At 40.3% G+C, this 14,048-nt stretch carries 16 protein-coding genes; 6 read left to right on the forward strand and 10 right to left on the reverse strand.

The window, feature by feature from the left end; all coding sequences use genetic code 11:
* Positions 1–29: 29 nt before the first annotated feature.
* Together HWV03_RS13565 and HWV03_RS13570 are read right to left on the reverse strand one after the other, a co-directional pair.
* Complete coding sequence (locus HWV03_RS13565) at positions 30–710, reverse strand: DUF4336 domain-containing protein (RefSeq protein WP_211676397.1); 681 nt, start codon at positions 708–710, stop codon at positions 30–32.
* Between the two features lie 144 nt (positions 711–854).
* Positions 855–1,295: a pseudoazurin gene (locus tag HWV03_RS13570; protein ID WP_211676398.1), complete on the reverse strand. Its 441-nt coding sequence runs from the start codon at positions 1,293–1,295 to the stop codon at positions 855–857.
* Between the two features lie 247 nt (positions 1,296–1,542).
* On the opposite strand from HWV03_RS13570, the gene HWV03_RS13575 reads away from it, so the two are divergent.
* Positions 1,543–2,055, forward strand: coding sequence for a methylated-DNA--[protein]-cysteine S-methyltransferase (locus HWV03_RS13575; protein ID WP_211676399.1), 513 nt, complete (start codon positions 1,543–1,545; stop codon positions 2,053–2,055).
* Positions 2,056–2,060: 5 nt separating this feature from the next.
* On the opposite strand, the gene HWV03_RS13580 is transcribed toward HWV03_RS13575, so the two are convergent.
* Positions 2,061–2,666 carry a uracil-DNA glycosylase family protein gene (locus HWV03_RS13580; protein WP_211676400.1) on the reverse strand — a complete coding sequence of 202 codons (606 nt, stop codon included), beginning with the start codon at positions 2,664–2,666 and terminating at the stop codon, positions 2,061–2,063.
* Positions 2,667–2,952: 286 nt separating this feature from the next.
* Between HWV03_RS13580 and HWV03_RS13585 the strand changes: the two genes are divergently transcribed.
* The 4 genes from HWV03_RS13585 to HWV03_RS13600 all read left to right on the forward strand — a co-directional run bounded on the left by HWV03_RS13585 (position 2,953) and on the right by HWV03_RS13600 (position 4,907).
* The gene (locus HWV03_RS13585; protein ID WP_211672052.1) at positions 2,953–3,246 is read left to right on the forward strand and encodes a YciI family protein; all 294 of its coding nucleotides are present in this window, start codon (positions 2,953–2,955) and stop codon (positions 3,244–3,246) included.
* A gap of 124 nt (positions 3,247–3,370) precedes the next feature.
* Positions 3,371–3,847, forward strand: a complete 477-nt coding sequence (locus HWV03_RS13590) for a GNAT family N-acetyltransferase (protein WP_211676401.1) — start codon at positions 3,371–3,373, stop codon at positions 3,845–3,847.
* 27 nt (positions 3,848–3,874) lie between these two features.
* Entirely contained in the window at positions 3,875–4,282 is a 408-nt protein-coding gene (locus HWV03_RS13595) for a GFA family protein (RefSeq protein ID WP_211672054.1), read from the forward strand.
* Positions 4,283–4,574: 292 nt separating this feature from the next.
* Positions 4,575–4,907, forward strand: coding sequence for a YnfA family protein (locus tag HWV03_RS13600; protein ID WP_211672055.1), 333 nt, complete (start codon positions 4,575–4,577; stop codon positions 4,905–4,907).
* Here HWV03_RS13600 and HWV03_RS13605 read toward each other — a convergent pair.
* The 6 genes from HWV03_RS13605 to HWV03_RS13630 all read right to left on the reverse strand — a co-directional run bounded on the left by HWV03_RS13605 (position 4,854) and on the right by HWV03_RS13630 (position 11,261).
* Entirely contained in the window at positions 4,854–5,612 is a 759-nt protein-coding gene (locus tag HWV03_RS13605) for a glutamine amidotransferase-related protein (RefSeq protein WP_211676402.1), read from the reverse strand. The genes HWV03_RS13600 and HWV03_RS13605 overlap by 54 nt on opposite strands.
* 19 nt (positions 5,613–5,631) lie before the next feature.
* Complete coding sequence (locus HWV03_RS13610) at positions 5,632–6,807, reverse strand: iron-containing alcohol dehydrogenase (RefSeq protein ID WP_211676403.1); 1,176 nt, start codon at positions 6,805–6,807, stop codon at positions 5,632–5,634.
* Between the two features lie 15 nt (positions 6,808–6,822).
* On the reverse strand, positions 6,823–8,217 hold the full coding sequence (locus HWV03_RS13615) for an aldehyde dehydrogenase family protein (protein WP_211676404.1): 1,395 nt from the start codon (positions 8,215–8,217) through the stop codon (positions 6,823–6,825).
* A gap of 14 nt (positions 8,218–8,231) precedes the next feature.
* Positions 8,232–9,602, reverse strand: coding sequence for a glutamine synthetase family protein (locus HWV03_RS13620; protein WP_211676405.1), 1,371 nt, complete (start codon positions 9,600–9,602; stop codon positions 8,232–8,234).
* Between the two features lie 156 nt (positions 9,603–9,758).
* A complete protein-coding gene (locus tag HWV03_RS13625; protein WP_255546816.1) occupies positions 9,759–10,709 on the reverse strand; it encodes an RDD family protein in 951 nt (316 codons plus the stop codon).
* A gap of 345 nt (positions 10,710–11,054) precedes the next feature.
* On the reverse strand, positions 11,055–11,261 hold the full coding sequence (locus tag HWV03_RS13630) for a cold-shock protein (protein ID WP_045110007.1): 207 nt from the start codon (positions 11,259–11,261) through the stop codon (positions 11,055–11,057).
* Between the two features lie 746 nt (positions 11,262–12,007).
* Here HWV03_RS13630 and HWV03_RS13635 point away from each other — a divergent pair.
* Positions 12,008–12,376: a hypothetical protein gene (locus HWV03_RS13635; protein WP_211676406.1), complete on the forward strand. Its 369-nt coding sequence runs from the start codon at positions 12,008–12,010 to the stop codon at positions 12,374–12,376.
* Positions 12,377–12,571: 195 nt separating this feature from the next.
* Here HWV03_RS13635 and HWV03_RS13640 read toward each other — a convergent pair whose 3' ends face one another.
* Positions 12,572–13,996 (reverse strand): alpha-amylase family protein, encoded by a 1,425-nt coding sequence (locus tag HWV03_RS13640; RefSeq protein WP_211676407.1) that lies wholly within the window; start codon positions 13,994–13,996, stop codon positions 12,572–12,574.
* Between the last annotated feature and the right edge of the window lie 52 nt (positions 13,997–14,048).

Genomic DNA, 14,048 nt, shown 5'->3' on the forward strand with positions numbered 1-14,048 from the left:
GGTTTATGACGTAATACTTTGTATATACTTTAATCCAGCCATGAAAATGATTTTTCTAAAAAATCCCCCCCATTAACATCTACAATATCACCATGAGCCATTACAATTATTTCTGGATTCCATGATTTAATTTTGATTAAATGTTCCCTTAATCGTCTTTTGTTAAAACTGATTCGCCAATCCAATGGTGTTTTCCCATTAGGAGCGATAATCCCTGCAATGCTAGCCAATATACACTGCCACCAATTAAAATTCGACTTTGGAAAGTTCTCTATAAAGTCAGTTAGAATCAACACTTTTGAAGATTTATGAAAAAAAACAGCTTCTTGCATTAGCTTTGAACCTAAAACCAACTCTTGCGTTATTTCTGGTTTCCAAGGCCAATCATGTTCATCATTTAAAGAAAAATGAAATGCAATATCTTGTCGCTTTTTTATAACTTCGGATGTGCCAAACAAGCTAGACTTCGGAAATGCGTTATGCCAGTCAGCGATAAACAAATGATGAAGATGATTTGGAGCAACAATATACTTAACAGAACCAATAGATTGAATTGTTTGCTGTAATTCGGTTGTTAATTTAATTGGGCTGTGAATCCATAAGTCACCGCTAAATAGCCTGACAACGGTCATTCTTGTCGTAAACGGACATGCTAAAAATGAAACCGGTTCGCCATCGAAAATCCAAATGTTATCTGCTATTTTTTGCATACGCCCCTCTTTTAACCCCACATTTTGATAGTAAGACGTCTCAACTTTATCCATCCTTCAGGAACTTACCTCCTTGCGGATTAGATTCAGCGAGGTCGAAGTAGCTTTACCTCTCCCCCGTTAGCGCCTCATTAAATACCTTGGTTATTTAATCTGTGCAATATAGCCAGCTAAGCGTTCTTTATTCATCATAATTTTTGTCGATATCTGAGCTGCTGCAGTATTAGTTTGTTCGATATTAACAGCTGAACCGACCTGAATAACCCCAACCATTCCAAGAGCCAAATGAGGAGTACAATTGTAAATATAGACACCTTCATTTTTAAAATTAACGGTTTCTGTTTTACCCATTGCCGTATTAAATTTTGCAGCACCAGTTGGAATTGAATAAGAACTCGCATTATGGCTCACATCCGAAGGCACAAATTTAACGCTGTCGCCTGAAGCTATTTTAAGATAGCCAGGTTCCATGACCATCATGCCATTAGCTGATGACGTTAGCAATTTCACCGTATGCTCAGCAGCTTGCAATGCGGTACTACATACCATTAGTGCTACGACAGCAAGGATTTTTCGGTTGATCATATTAAAGAAACTCCAGTAATTAAATGTGATGAAAGATTGAAAATATAGATATAAAAACGCTTAAACATAGTAAATTCGAATACGACCAATATATTACGAATGATAATCATTATCAACCACAGTGAAGTAAAATAACGTTGTACTTTTACCTTAATCCATTAATAATTTAGACATAAGAATGCTAATATATGTGTGCAAATTTAGACTTCCGGAACTATTTTATAACGTCTCTAAACAAGGACATGTGATGACGAATATCAACATTCAATACTTTAAACACCCTTATGCCGAATTTGTACTTGGCTCGTATGAAGGCAAACTGTGTTTGTGTGATTTTCGTTATCGGAAAATGAGAGAGTCGGTTGATAACCGTATTCAGCGAGGCCTTAATGCTACCTTTGTTGAACAAAATAACGACGTTTTAGAGCAAACAAAAGCCCAACTAGAAGAGTATTTTCTTGGTGAACGCAGTGTGTTTGATATTCCGCTGTTATTGGTCGGCACAGATTTTCAGAAGTCGATATGGCATGCACTAGAAGGTATAAAGTACGGTGAAACGGCGACATATTTAGATTTGGCATTATCCATTAGCAATGAAAAAGCAGTCAGAGCCGTTGGCAATGCGAATGGTGCGAATGGATTAGCGATTATCATTCCTTGTCATCGTATTATTGGTAGCCAAGGTGAGCTAGTCGGTTACGGCGGTGGCTTGTCATTAAAGAAACGCCTTTTAGAGTTAGAGCAAAACCTATTTATCTGATACGTTTACGATTCGCTAACCAACTGTGCCACCCGTGCTTGTAGATGCGGGAGTACATCTAGTTCGAACCAAGGATTTTTCTTCAACCAAATATTGTTACGTGGACTAGGATGCGGCAGCGGTAATCGTTCTGGCCAATTTTTTTGCCCATAGTCTCGCCAGTTTTTCACTGTTTCGGTGAGGTTTTTCTGCTTCACGTCACCCATATGCCATTTTTGCGCATATATACCAATAACCAATATCAACTCAATGTTTGGCATTGCAGCTAATATTTCAGCTCTCCATGTTCGAGCACATTCGGGTCTGGGTGGCAGGTCGCCTGACTTCCCTTTTCCTGGATAACAAAAGCCCATCGGTAAAATAGCTATTTTAGCCGCATCATAAAATGTGTCTTTATCAATGCCCATCCATTGGCGTAAACGATCACCACTTGGATCTGTAAATGGGATACCCGATTCATGCACGCGAATACCTGGCGCCTGCCCTGCTATCAGTATTTTGGCTTGAGTATCGATTTGCAATACAGGTCTTGCTCCCAGTGGAAGGTCAGGTTCGCACAAGGTACATTTTTTAACATCGGAAACAATGACATCGAGATCATGTTTGTTCATACAGTCATTCCAGAAGGGTCTGTTTATACGGAAAAATAGGCTTTATTTTCCCGTAATCAAATTTATAATCATCTGAAGTATAACGAGTATATTGATTGTTCGTCTGCTTATATGGGGCCGTATAAATAAAATTATTGTTTTTGTCTCTCGTTTATTTGGTTAAGAGTCAGTAATTACCACTTATCTATTTGTTAAATATAATAAATTTGATATCATTTAAGTTGAATATGAATTCACGTTATACAGAATCCCGTATAATAAGCTGTTATATGCAACGGAGAATTAAGTGTTTATCGTATCCTTAACATACAAAACGGAATTATCAGAAGTCGACAAATATATCGACGAACATATTACCTATCTTGAAAAACATTATGCCTTAGGTAAATTTATTGCTTCAGGTCGTAAAGTCCCCAGAACAGGTGGCATCATTTTAGTTAATGCGGCAAACAAAGATGAGTTGGATTTAATTTTAAAAGAAGATCCATTTAATATTGCGAACGTTGCTGATTATGAAGTGACTGAATTTATTCCAACGATGGCTGCCACAGAGTTTGAAGCCATCAAAGGTTGCATATAACAAGTTTGTCAACGAGGACAAATTTTAGCTATGTATTTTGTGTTGCCGCTGCGCGTCAGTATCACACAAACTGCTTCACAAAAATTCGGCTGTTACAAAAGCGTTATAAAGCAAAGGGAATTCAGTGCAACTAAAAAGATTTAGCAAGGAAGTCGCGAGTGAAATTATTACTTGGTTTCCTACTCAAAAACAGTCACTTTTATGGGGTGGTAGAGTGTTTGGTTGGCCTATAGAGGCTAGCGAAATCATTGAACGAAGTGAACACTCTAATCTTGAGTTTTATACTCTAGCTGATGGTAATGATGCTCTCGGTTTTATTGAGCAGCAGAAAATCAGTGAAACCGAAATGCGTTTGTGCAGAATAGTTGTTTCCCCATACCATCGCGGCAAAGGTTTGGGTAAAAAACTAGTTCAGCTTTCACTGAATGAAATTCAACAAAGAAGAACATATAAAACAGTTACTTTAGGAGTGTTTACGGAAAACGTTTCGGCATACAACTGCTACAAGTCATTGGGGTTCGTAGCTATCGATAAAGAGCCAAAATTTAAAGAGTTTGGTGGTGAAAAATGGCCATGGGTTCAGATGGAAATTGCTTTATAATAGTGTAAATTTAGCTAAGGATAATTAATGTACAAAGGAAGTTGTTTATGTGGCTCAATCCAGTTCTCATTGGACGGTAGTGTAACGGATATTATCCATTGTCACTGTTCGTTGTGCCGTAAGGCAAGCGGTAGCGCATATGCTACAAATGGTTTCATTGATGCCAAAGATTTAAAGCTAACTGACAGAGGTATCACGCTTACTTTTTACGAGAGCAGCGAGGGTAAACGAAAGTACTTTTGCAAAACCTGCGGAGCTCCGATTTATAGCTCAAATGCTCAATCTCCGAAAAGGTATCGCCTTCGTTTAGGCTCATTGGATAGTGATATATTAGAACGTCCAATTTCTCACAATTTCGTCACCTCAAAGGCAAACTGGGAAAATTTGGATGCAGATCTTCCACGTAATGAGAAGCACGAACTAGGTCGAAAGTAGGCGCGGTCAGAATTCGCCTAACAAGTCATTAAATCAGGACAAATAACAGTAGGCTTTTGCTCCTACGTCGCTAATTTAGCCAACAATTATTTGCCTCTTAATGAGGCGTATATGCCAAAGGGAGAACGATGGAGCAAAGCTAACAAGTAGCAGCAACGGATTTATAAACCTGTCGTTTTGCATAAAACCCGCAAAACAAGCGCCTGTTTCACAAGGCAGCTGTGCAGGCGTTAACTCACAATTATTGCCTCTAACTGAGGTATTTCGCTTTAATTAGAAATAACCGGATATCATGTTTGAATTAAAAACAATCGCACTTTTTTTCGTTACAGCTATTGCTGAAATCATTGGCTGTTATTTACCATATCTTTGGCTTAAACAAGATAAGAGTATATTACTGCTAATTCCTGCTGCAGCAAGTCTTGCACTGTTTGCTTGGTTGCTATCTCTGCATCCTGAAGCGGCAGGTCGTGTTTATGCCGCATATGGTGGTGTCTACATTTTCGTCGCCATACTATGGCTATGGGGAGTTGATGGTATTAAGCCAACTATGTGGGATATGATTGGCGCTTCAGTCGCGCTTGTTGGCATGGCTATTATTATGTTCGCACCTAGAGCCTCGTAACCTAGTCTGCTTTAAAAATGCTAATATCCACTTGGTAATGAGCTTATCATCGGCTTGATAGCTGAGTGATGCCATCGCTGACTCGATAGTATCGGCAGGGATAATATCACGGCGCTGATCCATCAGCGCTGCAGAATATCGCGCAGTAAACTCTGGATGCCCTTGCAAACCAAGAAAGTGAGAGTCCACTTGGAACATGCTATACGGACAAAAATCATTGCTCATCAATACGGTTGCATTACGGGGTAACTTACAGACTTGGTCTTGATGACAAACGACGAGCGCGATATTATCTTGCTTCGGCTGCATCCAGCCTTGCCCAGCTACCACTTTAGCATGCGCAATCCCGACTCCCCAACCCAGTGGGCTTTTTTCAACTTCCCCGCCGAGTGCTTTTGCCATGAGCTGATGACCAAAACAGATGCCGACCAAGCCTTTACGAGCGACATAAAGCGAACGAATAAAGTCCTCCAGTTGGCGGATCCAAAGGTCGTCATCATTAACCCCCCATTTACTACCACTACAAACATACACATCACATTCATCAATATGTTGTGGAAGCTGGCCATCTATCACCAGATAAAAACGAAGTTCTAATGCTTCATCGACTTGCTGAAATAACGCCTCAAACATAGCGGCATAATCACCGAAATCAGATTGTAAGCTCTGCCGTACATCATCACATTGAAGAATACCGACTTTCATTCCCTCACCTCCATACTGGTCACACGTACAAGTCGCCATGTATCGCTGACAAGTAAATATCGGCGTATTGCTGCGCATCAAGTTTAATAGGATTGCTACCTGCCGATGGGTCTTTCGAAGCCATAATGCCGATTTCAGTTACACGCTCAGTATCAATACCAATCTCCCCCAGAGAATGAGGAATATCAAGTTGCTTACGCAGCGTTAATACCCAGTCTATAAAACTATCAAAATCCGTATCTTCTAACTCTAAATAGCGGCTTAAACGCGTTAGCTTGGCCTCAATGACACTGCGATTGGCCTTTAATACATACGGCATTAAGATTGCGTTCAATAAACCATGATGACTATCGTAAAGCGCACCGATAGGATGAGCGAGCGCATGCATGCCGCCAAGACCTCGCTGAAAAGCCGTTGATCCCATCGTCGAGGCTGCCATCATTTGCATTCTTGCTTCCAGATCCTGGCCATTTTCTACGGCGCGCGGTAGATAGTCTTTAATCAGACGAATCGCCTCTAGCGCAATGCCTTCCGCCATCGGATGATAACCATTAGCACAATACGCTTCTAAGGCATGGGACAATGCGTCCATACCCGTTGCTGCGGTTAGCCTAGCAGGTAAGCCAGTGCTCAATTCAGGATCTAAAATCACGATAACAGGTAACATATTCGGATGAAAAATAATGCGTTTAATATGATGTTCACTATCAGTGATAACCGAGGCGCGCCCTACTTCCGAACCTGTGCCAGATGTGGTTGGTACTGCGACAACAGGTGCCATCCCTTCAGTACGCACATTTAACCAGTTATCACCCACATCTTCAAAGTCCCAGAGCGGACGATCTTGGCCTACCATCAAGGCCACAGCTTTAGCAGCATCAAGTGCAGAACCGCCACCAAATGCGATGACACCATCATGCTCGCCACGCCAGTATGCACTCACCCCATCGGTGACGTTTTCACCTGTTGGATTCCCCTTAATCTGTGAAAAAATACCACACCTTAAGCCTGCTTGCTGGCAATTAGCTAACGCAGCTTGCACTATAGCTAAGTCAGCTAGACCCGGATCGGTAATTAATAACGGCGATACCATACCCAACTCTTGGCAAGTGGCCGGAAGTTCTTTAATGCGACCAATACCAACACGAATTGCAGTGGGATAATGCCAATTAGCAGTAAACTGATTAAGTTCCATCACTTCTCCTTACAGCTAAAGCTTAATATGGAATGATTTGGGGCGCGTTAACGCCTCATAACCTAATGTTGATAACGTACAGCCTCGTCCCGAATTCTTCACCCCCGTCCACGCTAATGCAGGATCGAGGTAGTCACAACGATTAACAAAGAAAGTGCCCGTTTCGAGTTGCTCGCCAATCGCGATAGCGGCGTCGATATCTTGAGTAAATACCGATGCAGTAAGACCGAACTCAGAATCATTCATTAACCATATCGCTTCTTCATCACTTTCTACCTTCATAATACCAACGACAGGGCCAAAGCTTTCTTCGATCATGACCCGCATTTGATGATTCACATTGGTTAATAGTTGCGGAGCCAGATAAGGTGTACCGACTTCATCCAGCAGAAAGTCTCCTGTATTTATATGTGCAATAGCCCCTTTAGAAATTGCATCTTGTACTTGTGAACGCACAAAGTCAGCCGCTGACGTTTTTACTACAGGCCCTAATGTGGTATTAGCATCATCAGGTCGTCCAAGCTGATAACCTTTAACTAGATCGACAGACTTGCGGACAAATTCGTCAAACACGCGGCTATCTACGTAGATACGCTCGATAGCACAGCAAGACTGTCCGGAATTGAAGAATGCACCATCGATACAAGTTGCGACCGCATGTTCGATATCTGCATCTGCACGGACATAAGCCGGATCTTTCCCTCCGAGCTCTAAACCAACACCAATAAAACGCCCACAACTGGCGCTTTCAACCATAGTTCCACCAGCTACCGAGCCAGTGAAAGCCACATAATCAATTCGACTATCCTTGATCACCGCTTCGGTATCTGCATGACTAAGATGTAAATATTGGAATACGCCATCCGGTAAACCGGCTTTTTGAAAGGCATTGAATAATTGCTCTGCGCATAATGGCGTCTGCGCGGAATGCTTTAATACCACACTATTCCCCGCCATGATGGCTGGAATAATGGCATTAATCGACGTGAGATAAGGATAGTTCCACGGTGCGACAACAAAGACAGCCCCTAATGCTTCGCGTTTGATATAACGCCGGAGCCCTGTTTTTTCTGGCAGCTGAATAGTCGCTAAGGCTTCATCAGCGGCATCAATCATATAACGAGCACGCTCGGCTAAACCCGCGACTTCACCCCGTGCATATTGAATTGGACGTCCCATCATCCAGCATAGTTCATTAGCAATCTCGTCTTCATTGGCAACGAAAGCATCGACCATTTGATGGCAGATCGCAGCACGTTCTTGCAAGGTAATATGGTCCCAATTAGCTTGAGCCACAACCGCCTTTTGCAAAGTGTCATTAACGTCTTCGCTACTGGCGAGAGCACGCTCAACGTAAACAGAGTTATCGATGGGTGAATAAGTTTGCTGTAGTTGCCTTTTACTCGTCATTATCTGAGTTCTCCCTAGATAATTTCAAAATAACGTTCGAGTTCCCAATCAGTCACCTGTTTTCTAAATTCACGTTCTTCCCATTCACGGGTAGCGGCATAATGCTGTACAAATGCTTGGCCAAATAGTTCTTTGGCCGCTTCGGAACGTTTTAATTTACGCGCAGCATCAAACAGTGTTCGCGGTAGCGATAGCGCTTCAGGATGGTCTTGCTCGTACGCATTCCCTTTTACTTGTGCATGAGGTTCTAGTTTCTGCTCTATGCCCATGAGACCAGACGCTAATGCGGCAGCGAGTGCAAGGTAAGGATTCGCATCCGCAGAGCCTAGGCGATACTCAATACGTTGAGATTTTGCCGATCCCGGAATAACCCGCAGTGCTGTGGTGCGATTTTCTACGCCCCAAGTGGCATCGAGCGGTGCCCATAACCCTGGGACCATTCGGCTATAGCTGTTAACCGTAGGTGCGATCATCGATAAGAACTCAGGCATGTATTTTTGCTGCCCAGCCAAGAACTGACGTTGAGTATCACTCATGTTGTACGCATTATTGGGGGCGTGGAATACAGCCTTGCCAGTTTTGTCTTTTAATGAAATATGAATATGACCACTTTGTCCCGGCCAATCGCTTGACCATTTAGCCATGAAGGTAGCCATCAGATTATTACGCTGCGCCCAGACTTTAATAAAGGTTTTGAATAAGGCCGCTTTATCTGCAGCATCCTGCGCGCCATCATAAGCAATAGCCGCCTCTAATACCCCCGGACCTGTTTCGGTATGCAGACTCTCTAATGGGAAATCCATCTCTTCACCTAGCGCCATGATTTGATGATGTAAATCGGCATGTACCGAATTACGGATCATGGAATAGCCAAAGCAATCGGGGGTAAGCGGCGTTAGATTTTTATAGCCTTTCTCTCGCACTGATTCAGGCGTTTCTTTAAACATGAAGAATTCATATTCGAATGCAGCAATGACATCAAAGCCCATACGGTCGGCACGATCTAATACTCGACGTAGCGTGCCTCGGGGACAAACCGCTTCGGCATGCTCGCTGAACTCGGCAATGAATAGCAACATATCGCCTTCGGCAGGTAGGTTACGACAAGTCTCGGGTAAAATACGCACAGGAGCATCAGGATAACCAGTATGCCAGCCCGTAAATTCAACATTATCGTAAAGCTGATCTTTTGAATCCCAGCCTAAAACCACATCACAAAAAGAAAAACCATTATCGAGGGACGAGAAGAATTTCTCTTTGCTCATATATTTACCGCGCATGACGCCGTCTGCATCAAACAGCCCCACTTTCACATGGCTTAGACCTCGCTGATCAATAATATGTTTTGCATCGGCAACGGTCTTTACTTCTCTTGGACTGAGCATAATACATCCCTATATTACAAGCCTGTTCCGGCTATGTTTAATAATCTGTGACTGCATTATTCTTAGTATAGGAAGTGTAAGTGGGTTGTGATGAATAGATCTCATCATATTTAACAAAAACTAGCTATTTAACAATTTATAAAACCGTTTTAGCGCTTAGTCGTCCTCTAAAAACAAAACCTCTATCGGGTTAAATAGATGGCCATGGCTATACCAGAGAGACCAAATACCAATGTCGTAACCATATATCAGCGTCACTTGAATTAAGTTTCTATCCGTCGAATCAGGGTAAGTGTTAGCAATCATCTGCGCTAATTTTTCAGCAAATGCTCTGTCATCGACAACATTTTCATTGAGGTAAACACTGGCCTTTACATACGTTGTAATACGCGTTTTAGCATTCGTAGACATCGTTTTTGTCGTACTGTCAGTAATACCGACATATTTAACCGGTAGGATACTGTTTAGTGCTTCTTGAGTAGATAATAGGCTTTTAAATTGCTCTGATTGATCTACGTTAGAAACAAATGCAGGTGCAAGTCCTGCCATAATGAAAACGCCAGATACAAGTATTAAGTGGAGTTTCCAAACCTTATCCGTGTCTTTTGGCGATGCAGAAGCGTTAACAACATATGTGCCAACCACTAAGTCATGCAAAGACTGTCGAGTTGCGCGGTTAAAAACATAAAGATAGATAATTGCGAAAAAACCACCAAATAACAAAATGGAGAAAAGATATATTAAGTAGGTAAGTAAATCATCGTTATGAATTTGTGCTCCATTTACAAAGAATGGCACTGCAAGAATGCTATATCTAAGCATTGATTTAGGCACACTAATGACTTGATTAGAAGCATCAACAACTTTTATTTTAAATGCTTTCTTACCAAAAGTTTGCCCATTAAACATGGCGCTATTCATCATTCCGAAATAAATCATGGCGATACTAAAACCGATTAATTTACCCCAACTTCCTATTTGAACAAAAGTGCTTTCGAAAAAGAAACCTAAAGCAACACCAATACTCCCTAGTATGAGGGAATCGACGAGCAAAGCTCCTATTCGAGTCCAAAATCCGCAAATCCATTTGTCTTGTACTTCGTCCAAAATTTAATCCTTATTAACCTATTTATCGCTATTTGATATTACAACGACTGTGAGAAAGTGTTCATTGTTGTCATTTACTAACAAGCTAAATATAGGTTTGATTTTATTAGTATTTTTACTAAATGAAAATAACAAGAAGACTGTTTACAGACAAACTGTGACCAATACGATAAACAATAGGATGATCGTGCGTAAAAACACAAAGTATAATTAGAACGGCGAGGCTGACGATATCAGCATAGGGCTCGACGGTATGTGATAGGACAAAAAAAATGGCGAACCCATTAAGGTTCGCCATTCTTTAATATTTGTTCAGCTCAGTATTAGAACTGACTACATAGCAAATTAAAGTGCTACGATGTTTTCAGCGTTCGGGCCTTTTTGACCTTCGCCGATAGTGAATTCAACTTTTTGGCCTTCAGCTAAAGTTTTGAAACCTTCGCTAGCGATAGCGCTAAAGTGAGCGAATAAATCTGGGCCATTTTCTTGCTCGATGAAACCAAAACCTTTAGCTTCGTTAAACCACTTAACCGTACCTTGAACTTTAGACATAATAATATCCTGTAATCTTAATGTTGAATTGCCTTAATAGGCTTGAATAGCGTACAAAAATCTGGAACTTAAAAACTGCAGAGCGAGGTATTATGAATAAAACAACGAAATGGAGAATGTAAACAAAAGGCTTTCTTGCTGAGACAGCACTTTATAGAATATTTAAAAAAAGTCAAAGGTATTTATAAAATAAATAATGCGCGACCTGTAAAAATTCACTTGCATCTCTGTATATTCTACGACATTTTCAGCTAGCCGAAAGCGCTAATCTAGCCTTATACCCAAGTTACTTCAAGATGCTATATCAGAACAAGGCACAATATGTAGGTAATGGTTATTCCATTTTCAACTATTGTAACGCTGTGCTGTTATTCCTGCTCGTCTCCCGTAGGGCAAACCGAATGAAGGAATCTTCGGCGTTATGAAGTCTTGAATATCCTCTCCTTTCGGTTTGCTGATTGTGCATCTCGAGGTAGCTTGGGTATATATACAAATATAATAAGGTTTAGCTTTTTTAGAACGATTACCGACTTTAGGAAAGCATTTTTATTATTCGTTTGTATTTAATGATAAATTTGATACTGTTTATGGTATTGAAATGGGGGTTTGATTGATACGAAACGCCGTATAATAAACATCTATGTGCAAAGGTTCATCGGGACGACTGGTAGCTTTCGTTCTTCACATTTTAGCCAACAATTTTTTGCCCATTATTAGGGCGTAATGCAATTAAGGATTATATTAATATGCCTCACGTAGAAATTAAATATTCTGATAATTTAGATATAGATACGAATAAAATCTTTGATTCTGTCGAAAAAATCATTAATGATAATGACATGAGTGCTGGTGTATGCAAATCAAGAGCTTATCCTTGTTCCCAGTATAAATACTCTCATATACTCGTTACTGTATCGTTATTAACTAAACCTCATCGAGATAAAGCGTTTACGGAAAAGTTAAGTGGCGAAATAGAACAGGCAATAAAAGCTCACCTTAAGCAAAGTTTATATTTTTCATTAAACATTGAATATAGCCTAGATTACTACACAACAAATACGCATCTTGTTGAGGGAGATAAGCTACAAAGCCTCGCCGATAACACAACCAGTTAAGATGTTAGCTCAATATACTGAATTCAAATAAGTAAGAGGGGTTAGTATAATCTAACCCCTCAGCCGTAAACTCAACAACGACAGGCACATTCGATTCCAATACGTCCTGTGTTGAACCTTGATTCTCCAAAAAAGCACACAGGAAAATTCACGCCACCCTTTTGGAGACTTTTTACAAACACTGAAATTCTCAAATTAAAGCGCAAGCATTCTAGCCGTCTGGCCTGGCACAGATAATTTATGATAACGAGATTTAATCGTTTCGCTATGACTACTTAGCCTATCCTTATATGGCACATACCAATTAAGCTCCGTCTTATATGTATCAATAGTATAAGAACGCTCTTCAGAACATTTATTTATAGCGACTAATCCACTTTTCTCTCGCTTAAAAATGAGCATGCACTTATCACTATATAAAGTTTCCATCTGTTTTCCTTTCATATCATTATGAAAGCTAATCATTTTAACCATATAGTCACGATTCCAAACATCCTCCCATCGACGATTATCTTTATCTTCATCATCAGAAAGAGCGTCACTATAAATTAAAGGAGATCCACCATCCTTACCTAAAATATAGGCATAAGCTAATTTTTCATTAATTGGAGTCATTATTTGATAACGAAAGCCATCATTCGTCGGAATATCATGAGTAATAGTAAATGTGATAGCCCTATCACCAGGCAATGCTTGACCATATTCTTGTGGATCATGAAGTAAAGACATACTTCCATCATAAGAGAATGCAGACCTTATAGAAGCAAATAAAGGAAAGTCATATGCACCATGATTAGTGTTATTCAAATATGGTTCAAGAAATGTATGATACTGAGAATCCCCCTTACCACCTGTTGTAATAACTTCACCAAAAACATGCATACCCGACGTTATATCAGACGTAAATATTTGGTTAACTTGATAATCACTCATATGCTTAACGGCATCAATCCTAAAGCCTTTTATTCCCATACTTTTTAAAGATTGAAGATATTGACGCTGTTGCTTAATGACATAATCACTTGGATCTAGATCGGGGAGCCCTGTATCTTTATCGTTACCACACAATCTCCAGTATTGTACATTTCCAGGATCCCCATAATCAGATATACACCCTGCTGGATGAAAGTCAAAACTAGAAAATAGCCCCTTACTTAGATCTCCAAAAAGCTTTTGCTTGTTTATATACTCACTGTTTTTACTATACTGATTTAACAACTCACTACCGGGATAGTTTAGATCACTTCTTTTCCAGCTCTCATTAGCCATATGATTTAAAACTATATCTGCGTATACGTCGACACCTTCCTTTTTAAGCGCTGAAATTAACGTCTGTAAATCTTCTTTATTACCTAAAGGTGAGTCAATTAAGCGAATATCTTGAGGCTGGTAACGTGCCCACCACTCTTTCCCTGAAGATTTTAATGGTGGAGATACTAAAACTTTCTTATAACCTGCTTTTGCAATATTTTGGGCCTGACTAGTGATATCACTATATTTCCAATTAAAAGCATGAAGAATGGTGTCGGCGTAAACATTGCCTTGTGTTCCAAGTAGAAAAGTAGCGCCTAACAAAATTTTTATTATTGGGTTTGATAAAAACTTTAAGTTTCGTTTCATAATTATTTACTAGTGTTGTTATGGGTTTAAACAATTATAAATCTAACCTTTT

Origin of the sequence: Moritella sp. 36, from assembly GCF_018219415.1 — a bacterium.
GTDB lineage: Bacteria > Pseudomonadota > Gammaproteobacteria > Enterobacterales > Moritellaceae > Moritella.

Excerpts from the sequence above, each read along its gene's own strand:
- HWV03_RS13600 (WP_211672055.1), top strand. The coding sequence starts at position 4,575 with ATGTTTGAATTAAAAACAATCGCACTTTTTTTCGTTACAGCTATTGCT.
- HWV03_RS13630 (WP_045110007.1), bottom strand. The coding sequence starts at position 11,261 with ATGTCTAAAGTTCAAGGTACGGTTAAGTGGTTTAACGAAGCTAAAGGT.
- HWV03_RS13575 (WP_211676399.1), top strand. The coding sequence starts at position 1,543 with ATGACGAATATCAACATTCAATACTTTAAACACCCTTATGCCGAATTT.
- HWV03_RS13605 (WP_211676402.1), bottom strand. The coding sequence starts at position 5,612 with ATGAAAGTCGGTATTCTTCAATGTGATGATGTACGGCAGAGCTTACAA.
- HWV03_RS13565 (WP_211676397.1), bottom strand. The coding sequence starts at position 710 with ATGCAAAAAATAGCAGATAACATTTGGATTTTCGATGGCGAACCGGTT.
- HWV03_RS13570 (WP_211676398.1), bottom strand. The coding sequence starts at position 1,295 with ATGATCAACCGAAAAATCCTTGCTGTCGTAGCACTAATGGTATGTAGT.
- HWV03_RS13595 (WP_211672054.1), top strand. The coding sequence starts at position 3,875 with ATGTACAAAGGAAGTTGTTTATGTGGCTCAATCCAGTTCTCATTGGAC.
- HWV03_RS13640 (WP_211676407.1), bottom strand. The coding sequence starts at position 13,996 with ATGAAACGAAACTTAAAGTTTTTATCAAACCCAATAATAAAAATTTTG.
- HWV03_RS13615 (WP_211676404.1), bottom strand. The coding sequence starts at position 8,217 with ATGACGAGTAAAAGGCAACTACAGCAAACTTATTCACCCATCGATAAC.
- HWV03_RS13635 (WP_211676406.1), top strand. The coding sequence starts at position 12,008 with ATGCCTCACGTAGAAATTAAATATTCTGATAATTTAGATATAGATACG.
- HWV03_RS13580 (WP_211676400.1), bottom strand. The coding sequence starts at position 2,666 with ATGAACAAACATGATCTCGATGTCATTGTTTCCGATGTTAAAAAATGT.
- HWV03_RS13620 (WP_211676405.1), bottom strand. The coding sequence starts at position 9,602 with ATGCTCAGTCCAAGAGAAGTAAAGACCGTTGCCGATGCAAAACATATT.
- HWV03_RS13610 (WP_211676403.1), bottom strand. The coding sequence starts at position 6,807 with ATGGAACTTAATCAGTTTACTGCTAATTGGCATTATCCCACTGCAATT.